At 58.6% G+C, this 15577-nt stretch carries 16 protein-coding genes; 7 read left to right on the top strand and 9 right to left on the bottom strand.

What is annotated here, in order from left to right; translation table 11 throughout:
* Window positions 1–190 precede the first annotated feature (190 nt).
* Window positions 191–2341: a methyl-accepting chemotaxis protein gene (locus M2427_RS38530; protein WP_012041789.1), complete on the bottom strand. Its 2151-nt coding sequence runs from the start codon at window positions 2339–2341 to the stop codon at window positions 191–193.
* Window positions 2342–2765: 424 nt separating this feature from the next.
* On the opposite strand from M2427_RS38530, the gene M2427_RS38535 reads away from it, so the two are divergent.
* Window positions 2766–3143 (top strand): response regulator, encoded by a 378-nt coding sequence (locus M2427_RS38535; protein ID WP_041750424.1) that lies wholly within the window; start codon window positions 2766–2768, stop codon window positions 3141–3143.
* A 56-nt stretch (window positions 3144–3199) separates the two neighbouring features.
* On the top strand, window positions 3200–4078 hold the full coding sequence (locus M2427_RS38540; RefSeq protein WP_012041787.1) for a protein-glutamate O-methyltransferase CheR: 879 nt from the start codon (window positions 3200–3202) through the stop codon (window positions 4076–4078).
* A gap of 587 nt (window positions 4079–4665) precedes the next feature.
* On the opposite strand, the gene M2427_RS38545 is transcribed toward M2427_RS38540, so the two are convergent.
* The gene (locus M2427_RS38545) at window positions 4666–5334 is read right to left on the bottom strand and encodes a diguanylate cyclase (RefSeq protein WP_083780618.1); all 669 of its coding nucleotides are present in this window, start codon (window positions 5332–5334) and stop codon (window positions 4666–4668) included.
* Between M2427_RS38545 and M2427_RS38550 the strand changes: the two genes are divergently transcribed.
* Complete coding sequence (locus M2427_RS38550) at window positions 5323–5514, top strand: hypothetical protein (RefSeq protein WP_148221411.1); 192 nt, start codon at window positions 5323–5325, stop codon at window positions 5512–5514. The genes M2427_RS38545 and M2427_RS38550 overlap by 12 nt on opposite strands.
* 120 nt (window positions 5515–5634) lie before the next feature.
* On the opposite strand, the gene M2427_RS38555 is transcribed toward M2427_RS38550, so the two are convergent.
* Together M2427_RS38555 and M2427_RS38560 are read right to left on the bottom strand one after the other, a co-directional pair.
* The gene (locus tag M2427_RS38555) at window positions 5635–6189 is read right to left on the bottom strand and encodes an A24 family peptidase (protein WP_012041782.1); all 555 of its coding nucleotides are present in this window, start codon (window positions 6187–6189) and stop codon (window positions 5635–5637) included.
* 390 nt (window positions 6190–6579) lie between these two features.
* Entirely contained in the window at window positions 6580–6771 is a 192-nt protein-coding gene (locus M2427_RS38560; protein WP_041750423.1) for a Flp family type IVb pilin, read from the bottom strand.
* A gap of 383 nt (window positions 6772–7154) precedes the next feature.
* On the opposite strand from M2427_RS38560, the gene M2427_RS38565 reads away from it, so the two are divergent.
* The 4 genes from M2427_RS38565 (at window position 7155) to M2427_RS38580 (ending at window position 10365) form a co-directional block, all read left to right on the top strand.
* Window positions 7155–8402, top strand: a complete 1248-nt coding sequence (locus tag M2427_RS38565; protein ID WP_168167876.1) for a pilus assembly protein TadG-related protein — start codon at window positions 7155–7157, stop codon at window positions 8400–8402.
* 13 nt (window positions 8403–8415) lie between these two features.
* Window positions 8416–8898, top strand: a complete 483-nt coding sequence (locus M2427_RS38570; RefSeq protein WP_148221410.1) for a TadE/TadG family type IV pilus assembly protein — start codon at window positions 8416–8418, stop codon at window positions 8896–8898.
* A gap of 3 nt (window positions 8899–8901) precedes the next feature.
* Window positions 8902–9321 carry a TadE family protein gene (locus tag M2427_RS38575; protein ID WP_012041778.1) on the top strand — a complete coding sequence of 140 codons (420 nt, stop codon included), beginning with the start codon at window positions 8902–8904 and terminating at the stop codon, window positions 9319–9321.
* Window positions 9322–9477: 156 nt separating this feature from the next.
* The gene (locus tag M2427_RS38580; RefSeq protein ID WP_012041777.1) at window positions 9478–10365 is read left to right on the top strand and encodes an EAL domain-containing protein; all 888 of its coding nucleotides are present in this window, start codon (window positions 9478–9480) and stop codon (window positions 10363–10365) included.
* A gap of 90 nt (window positions 10366–10455) precedes the next feature.
* Here the strand turns inward: M2427_RS38580 and M2427_RS38585 are convergent, their stop codons facing one another.
* The 5 genes from M2427_RS38585 to M2427_RS38605 form a co-directional block, all read right to left on the bottom strand.
* Window positions 10456–11028: a tetratricopeptide repeat protein gene (locus M2427_RS38585; protein WP_280712020.1), complete on the bottom strand. Its 573-nt coding sequence runs from the start codon at window positions 11026–11028 to the stop codon at window positions 10456–10458.
* A 216-nt stretch (window positions 11029–11244) separates the two neighbouring features.
* Window positions 11245–11610, bottom strand: a complete 366-nt coding sequence (locus tag M2427_RS38590) for a hypothetical protein (protein WP_041750421.1) — start codon at window positions 11608–11610, stop codon at window positions 11245–11247.
* A gap of 28 nt (window positions 11611–11638) precedes the next feature.
* The gene (locus M2427_RS38595; protein ID WP_244424381.1) at window positions 11639–13339 is read right to left on the bottom strand and encodes a type II and III secretion system protein family protein; all 1701 of its coding nucleotides are present in this window, start codon (window positions 13337–13339) and stop codon (window positions 11639–11641) included.
* Between the two features lie 300 nt (window positions 13340–13639).
* Window positions 13640–14602 (bottom strand): type II secretion system F family protein, encoded by a 963-nt coding sequence (locus tag M2427_RS38600; protein WP_012041773.1) that lies wholly within the window; start codon window positions 14600–14602, stop codon window positions 13640–13642.
* A 19-nt stretch (window positions 14603–14621) separates the two neighbouring features.
* On the bottom strand, window positions 14622–15575 hold the full coding sequence (locus M2427_RS38605) for a type II secretion system F family protein (protein ID WP_049795325.1): 954 nt from the start codon (window positions 15573–15575) through the stop codon (window positions 14622–14624).
* Window positions 15576–15577: the final 2 nt, after the last annotated feature.

Below are 15577 nucleotides of genomic sequence, written 5' to 3' on the forward strand. Positions count from 1 at the left end.
TCCGTGTCGGGCCGTCGGCTGTTGACAACGTTCGGCGCGACGCCGGCCAGACGCAAACGTTCAGCTCAGAAAAGCGATCGAGATCTACCATTCTGCCTGAGACGGACAAGCCTTCAACCGCATGATTCGCTCCGAACCAGATCGCGATTCAATGCGGCACAATTGCTTTGACTCTTGGAGAGCAGGATATTCAAGCCGCCCGCACGACGTCGAGAAACTTGCCTACCTCCGTTCTCAGATAGGTACTCTCGTTTGACAGCGACTGCGCAGCCGACAGGACATGAGATGAGGCGGCCCCGGTTTCGCTGGCCCCGCGCTGAACATCAACGATATTCGAGGAGACCTCCTCCGTGCCCCGTGAGGCCTGCTGGATGTTTCGAGAAATCTCCTGAGTGGCGGCGCCTTGCTCTTCCACGGCCGCTGCGATCGCCGAAGAGATCTCCGACAGGCGCTCGATCGTCGAGCTGATCTCCTTGATCGCCATCACCGAATCCTGGGTTGCTGCCTGAATGCCGGATACTTGCTGGCCGATTTCGCCAGTGGCTTTGGCGGTCTGCTCGGCGAGGGCCTTTACCTCGGACGCAACCACTGCAAAACCTCGTCCGGCCTCGCCGGCGCGGGCCGCCTCAATGGTGGCATTCAAGGCGAGAAGATTGGTTTGTCCGGCAATGGTGTTGATCAGCTCAACGACGTCACCGATGCGTGCAGCGGCTTTTGACAATTCATTGACCCGCTCATTCGTCGTGCGGGCTTGTTCGACGGCCCCGCTGGCAATCCGGGCCGACTCCTGAACCTGACGGCTGATCTCGTGGACGGAAGAGGTCAGCTCTTCGGCGGCGGAAGCAACCGATTGGACGTTGGTCGAGGCTTCCTCGGAGGCGGCCGCCACCGCGGTCGCAAGCTGCTGGGAACGAGTTGCGGTCGAAGACAGCGTGGAGGCTGATGATTCCAGATCATTTGAGGCAGAGGACACGGTCTCGATGATGTTTCCGACGGCCCCCTCGAACTCGCTGGCGAGCCGCGCCATATCGAATTTGCGTTGCGCGGCCGCCTGCTGTTCGACGGCCTTCACCTCTGCGGCATTGAACCGGACGATGGCCTGGACGTTCTGCATGTTGCGCAGCGCCTCGCCGAGTTCGTCGTCGTGCTCGACTGGAATGCGGTTGTCGAGCTTGTCCATCGCTATATTGAGCATCGTTTCGTTCAGGACTTTCAATGGCCGCAGCACGCTGCGAATGGTTTGCGTTCCAATACATCCACCCAACAACAGGCCGACCAGGAGAATGATGGAAGCTATCACGATCGCGACAATATATTCATGGATGGCCGTATCGTACTCCCGCTGGGCTTCCTTGACCTGGATCTCCACGAGCTTGTCGAGATCCTGCTTGGCGGCCGCAAAGAATTCGCCCGCCTTGCCCGCCAGCAGCAGATTGGCTTCGTCGAACTTGCGTTCGCCAAGCAGAGCAAGCGCAGGCTTAACGGCGTTGTCCGCATAATTCTTGCGCTTCGAGGAGAAGCTTTCTGCAAGGGCTTTTTCCTCTGGCGTGAAATAAGTCGTCAGATAGTCACCCCAGACCTTGGTAATTCGTTCGATGTTCGCGCTGACCTTAGACGCGACGTCGCCAACCGGCCTCTCGGCACGGCCGTTGGCAGCTGCTTCGTATTGCAGCGTCGCGTTTTGCAGCATGCGATCATTGATCTCAAGCAATTGAGACAGCGGCACCGTTCGGTCTTCGTAAATCGATTTCATTCGGATATTGCTGGCGCGCGTCGACAGGATGCCGGTCAGCGCCGCAACGACCATGAACACAGCGAGTACGGAAACGAGCATCGTCAAGCGCGCCTTCAATGTGCCGGTGAAGAACGACAGCCGATCGACGACCGACCGGCGCCGGATCACACCTGCGCTAATCCTGTAGTCCTGCGCCTTCCTGTCGCGCAGCAGCTTGTAGACCTTTTCAGCCTCCTCACGCTGGTCGGCGGAAAGCCTGGTTCGAATTGAGGTATAGCCGACGATCTGGCCGTTCTCACGCACCGGCGAGGCGGTAGCCAGAACCCAATAGAAATCCCCGTTCTTGCGGCGGTTCTTCACCGCGCCAACCCAGGGATTGCCGCCCTTTAGTGTCTCCCAGAGATTAGCGAACGCTTCCGGCGGCATGTCGGGGTGGCGGACGATGTTGTGTGGCTGCCCTATCAGCTCCGCCTCGGTAAAGCCCGACGCAGCGACAAACGCCGCGTTGAAATAGGTCAGTTTCCCTTTCAGATCCGTCTTGGAGACGATGATGGTTTCATCGGAGATCGGATATTCGACGGTCGTCACAGGAAGATTGGTGCGCATCTGCAGACCTAGCTTACGAATTTTGTGACCGATGGAATCAGCCGGTTCCTGATATTCTGATTGGAATGCTTCTAGATTGTTTAACTGTTGAGCACCGTAGGAACACGGAGGGCGCGTTCGGTTTCCGCGTGCATCGACTGCGTTGGGAATTCGCTTTTGCCTAGATCCCAAGAATGCTTCGGTGCACCGTCGGTATTGCCGTGTTGTTTGAAAATGCGACCCGTTGGCGAGCAGTCACTCCATACCGTATTTGTGCGGACCCGAAACTTAACGGGAGGGAGAATACTCAGCGGGTATTCGGCTAAAGAAGCCGCCGAACACGTATCGGCACTGTCGCGGAGTAAACGCCGAGCAGCGGTTGCGTGGAACGCGTTTGAGATTGGTTCGCTCCAGCGCAGTCCGTCTGCCGTCTTTGGGAAGACTCATGAAGACATGCATGGTCGTCGATGACTCCAGTGTCGGGCGGAAGATCGCACGGCGAATTCTAGAAGAACTGGAATTCCGGATCATCGAAGCCAAGGACGGGGAGAAGGCAGTGGAGGCGCGCAAAAGTGATCTTCCCGACGTTGTGTTGCTCGACTGGGACACGCAGGTCACCGACGGATGCGAATTGTTCGGAAACTTGCTTCGTCTGTCGGGCGGCGATCAGCCGATCGTGGTGATCTGCACAACCGAAAGCAATATCGATCACATCTCGGATGCGCTGCATGCCGGATCCGACGAGTACGTCGTGAAGCCTTTCAACAGGGACGCTGTCGTGGCCAGATTCCAAGATATCCGAGATTCCAAGATATCCGACTGATTGACCAGAATTCGCGGATATCTCCGTGATCAATTCGCCTGCTTTCGAGAGCACCCATGATCCCTCCTGACTACGAATTCCTGCGCAAACTTCTCAAGGATCATTCAGGTCTCGATCTGTCGTCAGACAAGCAATACCTGCTTGAAAGCCGGCTGCTCCCATTGGCGCGCAAATCTGGGATGCGCGACGTTAGCGACCTCGTGCAGAAGCTGAAGGGTGGCTCGAGTCCCTTTGTCGCTCAGGTGGTCGAAGCAATGACCACCAATGAGACGTTCTTCTTCCGGGACAAGACACCGTTCGATCATTTTCGCGATGTGATCATGCCAGAGCTGCTTAAGACGCGCGCGGGTCGCCGGAGCGTTCGGATCTGGTGCGCGGCCGGCTCAACCGGCCAGGAACCTTATTCGATCGCGATGTGCTTGAAGGAGATGGGGCTAGCTTTGAATGGTTGGCGAGTTGAGGTTCTTGCAACCGATCTCTCGCAGGAAGTGCTCGAGAAGTCCAAGACGGGACTCTACAGCCAGTTTGAAGTCCAGCGCGGTCTGCCAATTCAGTTACTGGTCAAATACTTCAAGCAGACAGGCGAGCTTTGGCAGATCAATGCCGATCTGCGCGCGATGGTTCAGCATCGCCAGCTCAATCTCCTGCATGACTTTTCAAGGCTTGGTATCTTTGACGTCATTTTCTGCAGAAATGTGCTGATCTATTTCGATCAAGAAACTAAGATCAATATCTTTAATCGCCTGGCCAAGGCGATTGAGCCTGACGGCTTTCTAATGCTCGGCGCGGCTGAGACTCTCGTGGGGCTGATGGACGCGTTTAAGCCGGTGACGGAACGACGTGGTCTCTACAGGCCGACCGGTGCCATGAACAGGCTGGGGAAGATGTCAACCCGAGGCGCGCCTGCATTAACGGCTGGTACCGGGCTTCGATAGGTACGCAACCTTCAATCGCCGAAACTCGTAAGCAGGCACTGCCTTTCGGGTTCGACCAACGCTCGATCAAGTTCACACCCCTGCTTCCGGATCGCGGACGCATCAAACGGCTGCCGAGTCTCCCGAGCGGAAAACCGCGACCTTTCGCCCACACGCAGTTTGCAAGTCTGGCTTGGCCTTATATTCGCACTTTCTCTCGCTGACAGGGGCATCCACAACGCCGCAAACGCAACGCACGCGGACACGCCAACCGAGCCGATAAAGCCTCGCCATGGGTCTCGATTGACAAGTGAACAAAATAGGACACGACCGTCCGGTCAACACGGAATGCGGCCCAATGTTCCGTCCCTCCGCGCAAATTTGCCAGATCGAGCCTGACGCTCTTGAGCTGGCGGGCGGACCAGGTTATCGCAGTGTGTGATGGAGACGTACGAGCGGCGGTCTGCGCGCTGATCGTTGCCGAGGGTCTGCTCGAACCCGAGCGAAACCTACGCTTCGTCTTCAAGAGAATACGCGCGAGGGCGGAGATCTCCGGTATCGAACCAAGTTTGAGCCTGCGGGAATTACGTCCTTTGGCACACCAGCATTTAGACAGAGCCGGCCGGGGATGCACTCATTGAATCGTTCCAGACGATTACGCGGTTCCTTCCCATCGCCTTGGCGACGTAAAGAGCGTTGTCGGCGCGATCAATGGACTGCTCTACGGGTATGTCCGGGTCCAAAAGGGTCAACCCGAACGAGACGGTGACTTGAAACATCTCCTTGCCATTCGCGTCAATTCGCAACGCCCCGAGTTCCTCCCGCAACCGATCAACGACGTCGCGGCCTGCCTTCAGGTCGGCGTCCGGCATAAAGATCAGAAACTCGTCGCCGCCAAATCGAAATATCTTGTCGTAGGGGCGCAGGTGCATGATGATGTGGCGCGCAAAATAGATCAGCACCTTGTCCCCGGTGGCGTGTCCATACTTATCGTTGATAGCCTTGAAGTGATCCAGATCCATCATCGCCAGGGCGCACGGTTGCACGCCGCGCCTTACCAGTTCCCGTTGCTCGCGGAGGCCTGTCAGCAACGATGTGCGGCTCCGCGTCCCCGTCAACGGATCAAGGTTAAAGAGCGTATCCGCGAGTTCACGCTGGACGGTCGCGAGTTCCAGACGCAGACGTTTCACCGAGGTCACGAAGCGTTCGAAGTCCCCGATCTCGATCGGGTCGCCACTCGCGGACGCCCGCAGGAGTCTCGCCGCATGCTGATGCATCCGCTCATGCTCAAGTCCGATCTCTGCGACGCCGGGATGGTATTCAAGCTCGCTTATCCCATCCTTTTAGTACCATTGGCCAAACCGGCACATGCGATGCGCGTCGTCGCTGATATCCCGTTGATCCGGCGCCAGATCACGGTGCCGAAATTCATTTCGGCCCATCGCTCGTGGTTTTAAGCGGCCTGCTCCAGCTCCTTCAGCGCAAGGCGCATTTTCTCGTCGGGCATGGTGGGAATGGGCATCTTGCGCTTCCTCATATCCTGCCGTTGATTGGCTGATTATCGCGCAACGGCACAACTAAGGTTGAAGGAACTGCATGGCGTTGTAAACGATGACGCCGCCCAGCACGGCCACGGCGTAAGGCATAGGATATCCTCCACCGATCCTGATACGCTCCGCCTTGAGCGTCCGGACAAACCCGCTCTTCTTCGCCGAAGGAGCAGCTTCCGCCGCGGCGGATCGAGGCTCGGGCAGACGCTTAAGCCCGTAATGCGCCGCGAGATAGAAGCAGCTGAGCAGCCCGCCGGCCAGAACGATGTCGATCAAGAGCTGTCCAACGCGATCGGGCGGGACAAGAAGTGTCACGGCGCTGATGAGCTTCAGGTCGCCGCCCCCAATGATCTTGACGTGAGCGACGATCCATAGCCCGAAGAATACAATGATGGCAACGAGCAGGCTAAACCAAACCAGCCCGGGTCTCAAAGCAAGACCCTGAGCAAATCCGATCACGGCGATAGCCACCACAAGCTCATTTGGAATGACTCTGTCCTTCAAATCGATGGCAGCGCTGATGCCGAGCACAATCAGGCTCGCCGGCTGACAGATAGCGTGGACCAGAAACAGAAGGCTCATGGCTTCTGTCCACCCGCAAATGCCGCGCGTCCTGGCGCGCGGCGACGACGCCAGCGTCGCTGGTGTAAACTACTAGGCATCGGTACCATTAGCTTGCCACTAATGTATTTGGATATGGCCTCGAGGTTGGCGCCGATGAGCGTTACGCCCACGATGATCACGACAGCGATCGGTGCGGCGAGAAGCCCCTATTCGATCGCGGTGACACCTGACTAAAACTCCATCGAAAGCCAGCCGGCTACCCTTGTAGCGAACTTACGCATCGCATGCCCCATTGTCAAAATCGACAAAATCGGAACGCGCTCATGACGTCCTGATGCGGTTCAACACCGCAACGGCAGTCTGGCGATCACCACATGGCGACGGCCACGGCGTCGCCGGCTGAGACTACTAGGTGCCAGGTACCTTCAGCTTGCCGCCGATGTAGTTGAATATGGCCTGGAGGTTGGTGCCGATGAGCGTCACGCCCACGATGATCACGACAGCGATCAGCGCGGCGAGAAGCCCATATTCGATCGCGGTGACACCTGACTCAGAGTCGATCGAAAGCCAGCCGGCCACCTTTGTAGCGAACTTACGCATCCCATGCCCCTTTGTTCCTGAATACAGATACAATCAATGGTATTGATATTACAGATTGACAATTAAGCGTTGACATAGCTCAACACCCCAAAAGAATACGGTTCCCAAACCCTTGCGCGTTTTTGGACAGCACGTGCCCCGATGCGCCAAGGGCAAGAGCAACGGTATCGGTAACTCTGGCATTATAGTTCATGACGTTGCGCGATTATCGATCGGCGCTCGACGGCAGAGCATTTCGCATCGCGGAACGTTCTAATTTCGAGCAGCCATGTCAGGTCGGCTCGCGTGGAGCGAGCCGACATCGAGCCGTTATGCAACTGACCCGTTTTGCGGCTTCGTCATGTGGCCGCATCGCGGACAGCATCTGTATGGGGTACATTAGGATGCGTATTCGGATCGGCGCCCTGGCACGAAAACTTCGCTGGTCGCACCAGGGCAGCGTCGCCATACAAATGGGCCTGTTAGCGGCCGTGTTGATCGGCATGGCCGCGTTGGCTGTCGACATCGGTTTCGCCATTTACAAGCATCGTCAAATGCAGTCGGCCGCGGACGCGGCGGCGTTCGGCGCCGCAACCGCACTGGCAACAGGCCATCCCGCCGATTTCAGGACCGAGGCGTATGCGCTCGCGGCCGCCGTCGGCTATGTCAACGGCGTCGATGGCGTCGTGATCACCGTCAATCATCCGCCGGTCAGTCCGCCGGCCAGCGCCGCGCATGCCGCGGATCCAACCGCGGTCCAGGTGATCATCACCCAGCCTCAGACTCTCATTCTCGTTGGATTGTTCGGCTCGGGGATTTTCAAGCTGGGCGTAAGCGCGGTGGCGCTCCAGGGCAATGCGGGCCTCTATTGCGTTTTTGCGCTGGACCCTACGGCCTCCGCGGCGGTTTATCTCAACAACAACGCCGCCGTGAATGCTTGCGGCGTCGGCGCCAACTCCAACAGCAACAGCGCCCTCACGCTCAACAACAACGCCTTGATCACGGGCCCCGTTTCGGTGGTCGGGAAGTGGTCGCTGGCGAACAACGCCAGACTTACCGGCACGCCTCAAAAGCAGAATGCCGCGGCGATGACGGACCCCTACGCCGGCGTCCCGCTGCAGCCGCCGCCAGGCCCTTGCACAAATCCGCCTGCGTCCGCCTCCACCGTGCATATCCTCAACCCCACCGGGGAAGTCCATTTATGCCGTTTGAATTACAGCAATAACGTAACGCTCAACCTCGACCCCGGCGCCTATTACATCGACACTCAACTAAGTCTGCAAAACAACGTGACGGTGAACGGAACCGGCGTCACGCTGATCATCAATGGCAATTACGCCATGTCCCTTGGGAATAATTTGACGATGAACCTCACGGCCCCCACAAGTGGAGAATATACCGGTCTGGTCTTTGCCAGCCCCCGGACTGCGACTTCAACGAGTACTCAGAGATTCAGCAACAACACGATCCTGAACCTAAATGGCGCCGTCTATTTTCCGAATCAGATCCTCCAGTTCGACAACAACGCGACGCTGAATGCCCGCACCTGCGGTCAGCTGATCGCTCGCAAGATCGCGATTTACAATAACGCCACTCTCGGCTCTCAATGCGCCGTTCCGATCGGTGGCAGCGCGTCTCGGCTTGTCGAGTAGACGAGGAGCATTTATGACCCCGACCAAGACGAGATTTGGAAAACTGTCCGGACGCCGGAGTGAATCGGGCACGGCGGCCATCGAGTTCGCGCTGTTTATCCCATTCCTGTTCATTCTACTGGTGGGGACGGTCGATCTCGGGTTCGCCATGTATGAGGCAATGCAGGTGAGCAATGCGGTCGAAGCAGGCATGCTATATGCGGCCAAGAACGGTTGGGATTCCGCGGGCATTACCAATTCGGTACTCAATGCGAGCAGCGTCTATCCGGGCGGCACGCCGGCCCTGACAGCCACTCCGGCTCCATCGCAGTTTTGCGGCTGTCCACAAGCAACCGGCATCGCGGTGGCGACATGCAGTTCGACTTGCCCCGACGGGAGCGCTGTGAGCCAATATGTTCAGGTCAACGCGGCGCTCAATCACCTGAGCATTTTGTCCCTTCCCGGTCTGCCGGTGCCGAGCACATTTACCGCGAAAGCGGTGGTCAGGGTGAACTAGGCGATGGCGCCAATCCTGAAATCGCGAACTCGGCCTCGTCGGAGCGGCGCAGTCGCCATTGAATATGGCTTCGTCCTGCCGGTGCTGTTGCTGTTCATCTTCGGAATCATCGACATCGGCCGCCTGCTATGGACATTTACGACCTTGAGCCGGGCGACCGAAGCCGCCGCGCGATGCGCCGCCGTCAATAGCACGGCGTGCGCCAACGCGGGCCTGATCCAAAATTATGCCGTAGGCGAGGCATGGGGGCTTGATGTCACGGCTGCGGCCTTCACGGTCACGCAACCTGCCTGCGGCAAGCAGGTGAGCGCAACCTATACGTTCCAGTTTGTCATCCCGTGGTTTTATGGGACTTCAACGTTTGGCAGCGCCAACACCATGACGTTGAGCACGACGGCATGCTATCCGCCGCAATATCCGTAGCGGGCGTTGCGCAAGATCGCACACCAGCGCGTATATCACCCGTTCCAGGCCGGGATCTGTAGTTGATCTGGATCAAGCCGATCCGCGTCCGAGATTCACATCACGGTAAGCACCGGAATCTCATTCTGCGATCCGGCGATTGCGGAACCTGAGACGATGCTAACCCAGGCCGATCTCGCACTCTATCGGGCAAAGGACGAAGGCCGTAACCGCTATTGCTTCCACGCCGAGGAACTCGACCGGGAAGTGCGCGAACATTTCACGCTGACCAACGAACTGCGCGCCGCGCTCGATAACCATGAGCTCGAACTCTACTACCAGCCACAGGTCGAGCGTACCTCCGGCCGGATCGTCGGGCTGGAAGCGCTGGTTCGCTGGAACCACCCGCGACGCGGCCTGCTATTGCCCGATCTCTTCATTCCCCTTGCGGAACAAACAGGGACGATCTGCCCCCTTGGTCACTGGGTGTTGGATCAGGCATGCCGGCAGTTCAAGGCCTGGCGGGACCAGGGAATCGCCCCATCTCGCCTGGCGATCAACGTCTCCGCGGCGGAGTTGTGCATTTGCACGGGGTTCGAGGAGGATTTGGCTGAGGACCTGAAACGATGGAGCATTGGTCCCGGCGAAATCGAACTCGAGCTTACCGAGTCCGTCTTGATGGAAACCACGCAGATACATGGCGATGCCCTGGCACGGGTCCCGCGGCTCGGGGCGAGTATTGCGATCGACGACTTCGGGACCGGGTACTCCTCTCTCGCCTATTTGAGTGCCTATCCGGTGGACCGTCTCAAGCTGGCGCAGCGCTTCATCCTCGGCATCCCGGAAAACGCCAGCGCTATCGCGATTACCAGGGTGATGCTGAGTCTGGCGCGTGAACTCGGCATCAATGTCGTTGCGGAGGACGTTCAGACCAAGGTCCAGCTCGATTTCCTTGTCTCCGCCGGCTGCCTGGTCGGGCAAGGCTTTTACTTCAGCAAGGCCGTGCTAGCCGAACGCGCCACCGAGTTCCTGCGCCGGGGTCTCGTCGAAACGGCTGCCCTCTGATTCCGATTGAAGCGTCGGTCATGGCGAGATGATTGTGTTCGATGCAACGCAACGCTCCGCGCCGCCAGCCCCGCTCGATACAGAATACATCTACTGCGGAGGCAGCTCGCGCTCAATGAATCGATAGCTTGAATTCAGCAGATTGATGTTGTTGAGAACCGTCGGGTTATCAGGTTCACGCCGGTAAGCTTCCATGAATTTCGTCCGAGCGGCGGTCAGTTTTCCGCGCAGCATGTAGGAGTAACCAAGGTTATTGAGAATTTGCGTGGTTTCTCCACCCAGCTTGATGGCTTGGCCATACGCGTGGTCCGCCAGATCGAAACGCCCAAGGCGGTCATAGCTAGCGGCAAGTCCGATCCATGCACTCACGTCCTTCGGAGCCTTTTCGACCGCACTCTGGAAATACTTCTCGGCTGTTCCGTAAATCCCGCGATTGAAATATTCCTCGCCCAACCGCAAGGGTTCATCTGAAGGATAATATTTGACGTCCCCAGGCTCTGAGATCGTCACGGTGGTTCCTGCATCGTCGACGACCGCGACCGAGCCCGCTACGGTTTCGCACCCTCCAAGCGCGATTGTGAGCAGTCCTGCAGACAACAAATGAAAAATGCGCGCCATATCGATTCGAAATGCCCTTCGTCCGCCGATCTGAAGTTCGTGCACCACCTGCCGCGAATTCGTCTCAGGGACATCTCGAAAAGCGGTGCTAGAACCATAAGCTTGCTAGTACCCATGACTTTCCGAATCTCGTGTGGGAATACGGTAGCAACGACTCACGAATTTCGGAAAGCGGATGCTAGAGTCTGTAACTGGTGCCCGGGCGCTTCAACTCGGGAGAGTTCCGGCTAGAGCTGCATCCGGGTGATTGTCCCGCGCGCCCTACTGCCCGCCGCCATAGCCTCCCCCGCCGCCACCGCCACTACTGCTCGCGGTTGGAATAATGATCGGGGCGAGGGTCGGCGCAGCCGCGGCCGTACCCGGACCACCCGGGTTCCGGTAGCGTGTGACTGCACCGACCATGCGCTCGCCATTTGCGGGAATGCGCCGGTTACGGACATGGCGCGGCCAAGGGGCGATGATGTGGGTGACCGCATTCACCTCTCTGGCGTCACCGGAGGTCACCGAAATCGTATCGATCCGCTGAAAATACCGAGCCATTTCATCCCAAAACGGGTAGTCCGCCGCCCGCGCATCGCCAGAGGCGATCAGGATCAGGAGTGCGACCAAGCCGGTCATTTTCGTCATTCGAACCTTCCTTCCCAACGTCGCGCCATCATTTCGGTTCGAGGGGCATCATGTGACCATAGGGCCCTACATTCGCCCCACCAGATGTCAGGTAATCGGTATATTGCTTGCGGACTTCCGGTCGGCCCATCAGGAACAGGTCGACATCGTTGCCGGGAAGCTGTTTGTCAAATGGCGTCGCCAGGGCCTGGCCCGGAGCCGCTGGCGCGACAAGATGAGGCGTGACGATCACCACGAGATCAGTCTCTTTCTGCTGGTACGACGTGCTGCGGAACAGCGTCCCGAGAACGGGCACCGAACCGAGCCAGGGCAGTTGTCCGACGTCCCGCAAATTATCCGACTGAAGAAGACCGGCAATCGCGAAGCTCTGCCCGTCGCGCAGTTCGATCGCCGTCCGCGCCTCGCGTTTGCTCAACGCCGGGACAAGAGTACCGGAGATCGCAACGGCGTTCGTGTAATCGAGCTCGCTGACCGAAGGCGTCAGGCGCAGATTGATAATTCCGCTAGCGAGCACGGTTGGAACGAACGTCAACTGCACGCCGAATGGCTTGTACAATACGGTGATGACAGGGGTCGTGCCCGACGAGGACTGCACGGAAGGCACGGGATATTCTCCGCCCGCGAGAAAGCTCGCCGTATCGCCGGAAAGAGCGACGAGATCCGGCTCCGCGAGCCGCCTTGCGAGTCCTTTCTTTTCCAGCGCAGTGATAAGAACGTCGACGCTGCCGCCCTTGTTAGCAAGATTGAAAAGCCCAACGCCGAAGGGCGCGCTCAAGGTGCTTCCAGCGAACGTTCCGATTGTGTTGAACACGGGAACCCCGGCGCTCGTAGCCGTGGGGCCAGCCTGGCTGATGGCGCCCGTTCCGGTATTGATGCCACGTGTTCCGCTGGCATTGGCACCGAACCAGTTCACGCCGATTTCCCGCTCCGCCTGGCGGCTCACTTCGATGAAACGAACTCTCAACATCACTTGCTGCGACGCAGCGACGCGCATCGCGTTGATGACGTATTTTTCTGGATCCTTTCCTTCCGGCGGCGTCGCCATTCCCCTGGCGATCGCGACTGCCTTTTCGGCATCCACGGCATCCCTCGCCTCGCCGCTCAACACAATCTGGTTGTTGCTACTGGAGACGCGGATGCCGGGGCTGTTCGTTCCGGAGCGAATCTTGCTAGCGATATTCTGGATATCGATCGTGACTTCCAGTCCGATCACGCCGATCACATTCTTGTCTTGATCGAATAGGGTAACGTTGGTGGTTCCGATTTTTTTTCCCTGAATGTAGACTATGCGATCGGACATCGGCAGAACATCGGCAATATCTGGAGCTCCAACGAGCGCCGAGGCAAATGGCTTATCCAGTTTGATCGTGCGCGACTTGTCGCGCGTCACCGAAATCTGCCGCGCTGGCACAGGGTCATCCTGAACCACGCGCACCTGCGACCTCGCCGGACCGATGCCGTAGATCCCGATGCTGATGGTCGCAGCCATCAAAGCCACGGCTGCCCACGTGTAGCCCATCACCACGCGGCCCGAAAAAAGTCCTCTGAACACCGATGGCGTTCCGCTTTGTGGGGCCAGGCCAATACCGCCTACCAACCTGTGGAACATGCCTGCCTCTTTCGGGATATTAGACAAAGCCATTTTCGGAACGTTCGGCGCGGCTGGCCAAGTCCCATGCATCGTGATCCCTGGCGCCGCCATCGAACACGGAACGAGCGCGCCAGCCATTCAATTGCCGCCCAACCAAAATAACAGCCATCCCCCAAGCGGCGGATTCAATTGCGACTCATTCGCTCGAAAGCGACAAACCTCATGCTCCAGCTCGAAGCAAATGCCCAAAAGCGATTTTACAAAGAGATGCAACCTTTTGTTGAAATTAGATTAATGTCAATGGCGGACGAGGGCGCACTTGACGCTATCATCGCAATACCGTCCAGGTGTTGCCCAAATGCCCCGTCGCCCATCGCCCGCGGTTCGATTTCGCCGGCATGGCCGGACGCTCCGGCTTTCCCGTCGCCAATGACCGCTTCAATGAAACCCACGCTGGAACATATCGATCAATCGCAGGGCAGCCGGTCCGCCGACGAGCAGAAAGACCGTAGGCATGATGAACAGCATCACCGGAATGGTCAGCATCGCCGGCAGCCGGCTTGCCCGCTCTTCCAACAGCATCATCTGGTCATTGCGCATTTCCACTGCCCCCACCCGCAGCGATTGGGCAAGTGGCGTTCCGAGTTGCAGGCTCTGGGACAGCATGCTCACGACTGATCGCACGCTCGGAATGTCGTTGCGAGCAGCGAAATTGGTGAGCGCCTGCGCGCGACTGGGCAGGACATTGATTTCCGCCCAGGTCAGAACGAGTTCATCGGCGAGCGCCGGTTGCGCCTCCCTGAGCTCGTGAGCGACCCTATGAAGCCCTTCCTCGAGAGACAAACCGGCCTCGACGCAGACCACCAGCAATTCGAGCGCATCCGGCAGCCCTGACGCGACGGCCTTGGTCTGCTGCCTGACAACGTGATCGATATAGAAGATCGGTGAAATCCAGCCCACGATCGCGGCTACGATCGCAGCCATGATCGGCAGCCACCAGCGCGCCCCAGAGAAGGCCCAATGCACCGCCGCCGCGGCTGTCAATGTGGCAAAGCTCAAGGCAAAAACAACCCTGGCGACGACAAAATATGACATTGCCCGATCGGCCGGCACACGGAGGTACGAAAACAGCCGGATGATCTGCTGCAGCTCCGTCTTCGAGACGCCGACCGCCAGCGAAGGAAGCTGCTGCACGATCGTTGGATGTGCCTCTCCCGGCGCTGCAGCCTCTGCCATCGCGGCTTGCGGCAGGGCCAGATTGACGCGCCGCGCCAGCGCGTCCGCATGCACCAGAATGCTGGAAGCAATCAGAACCGCGCCACCCGCAGCCAGCACAATTATGCCAAACAGCCCCATCAGGTCAGCGAAAGTCAGAGAGTTCCAGAGCTGCCACGCATTCATGGCTTCGCCTCTACTTCCGTCACGCGTTGGTTACGCTGCGCATCATCTTCCGCATCGTAAGGAACGATAGCAGCAACAGAGCGCCAGCCAGCACGAGAATCAAATGGCCGCGCGGGTCCGTCCATAAGGGGGTGAGATAGCGCGGTTGGACGACGAGCAACGCTCCGGTGGTCAGAATCGGTATCGCTCCGAGAGTATAAGCGGTGAGGCGAATTTCACCGGTGGCGGCTTTGGCCTTGAGGCGGGCCGCGCGGCGTTTGCGTATGATGTCGGAAAGACTTTCCAGCGTCGCCGTGAGGTTGCCTCCGGTCGCAAACTGCAGCGTCATGGCTACGGCAAAAAAGCGAAAATCCGGCAGCCCTATTTCCCGGCTGTTTGTATCCAGGGCTTCCTCGAGCGGAACGCCAATTCGCAGCTCATCGGCGATCAAGCCGAATACTCTGCTGACGGGTGGGGATCCGTCGACAGCGACAGTCCGCATCGCCACCGTGATCGGCAGGCCGGCCCGGAGCATGCGAGCGACGGTGTCGACCGCGTCCGGAAACAAGTCGACGAACATGCGTTCGGTCTGCTTCTGCTCCCGGGAAAGAAGAAGGCGCGGCGCGAAGAATGACGCAGCCGCGCTCGCCGCCACCGCGAGCAATGACGAGAGACCGAGGAGCTGCTGAGTCAGGAACCACATCCCGCCGGCCGATAGGGCGGCTATTAGCAGGAGCTTGAGCGCGCCGGACCGCATTGCCCAAGTGTATTTGATTCCGATCGTGAATATGCGCCGCACCCGCGCGTCGAATTTTCTGGTTTTCAACAGCTCGCCGAGCCCGTCCGCGAACCCCGGCGTCTCCCTTTTGCCAGCGACAAGGTTCACGCGTTTCTCTATCTCCAGGCGTGTTCTTCGGCCCATCAGCAGCGCCGCCGTCAGTACGACCCCGCCGATCAGCAGCAGAACAAGCGCCAACCCGATGACGGACGACATGA

The sequence above is a fragment of the Bradyrhizobium sp. BR13661 genome (assembly GCF_029892425.1).
Classification (GTDB): Bacteria; Pseudomonadota; Alphaproteobacteria; order Rhizobiales; family Xanthobacteraceae; genus Bradyrhizobium.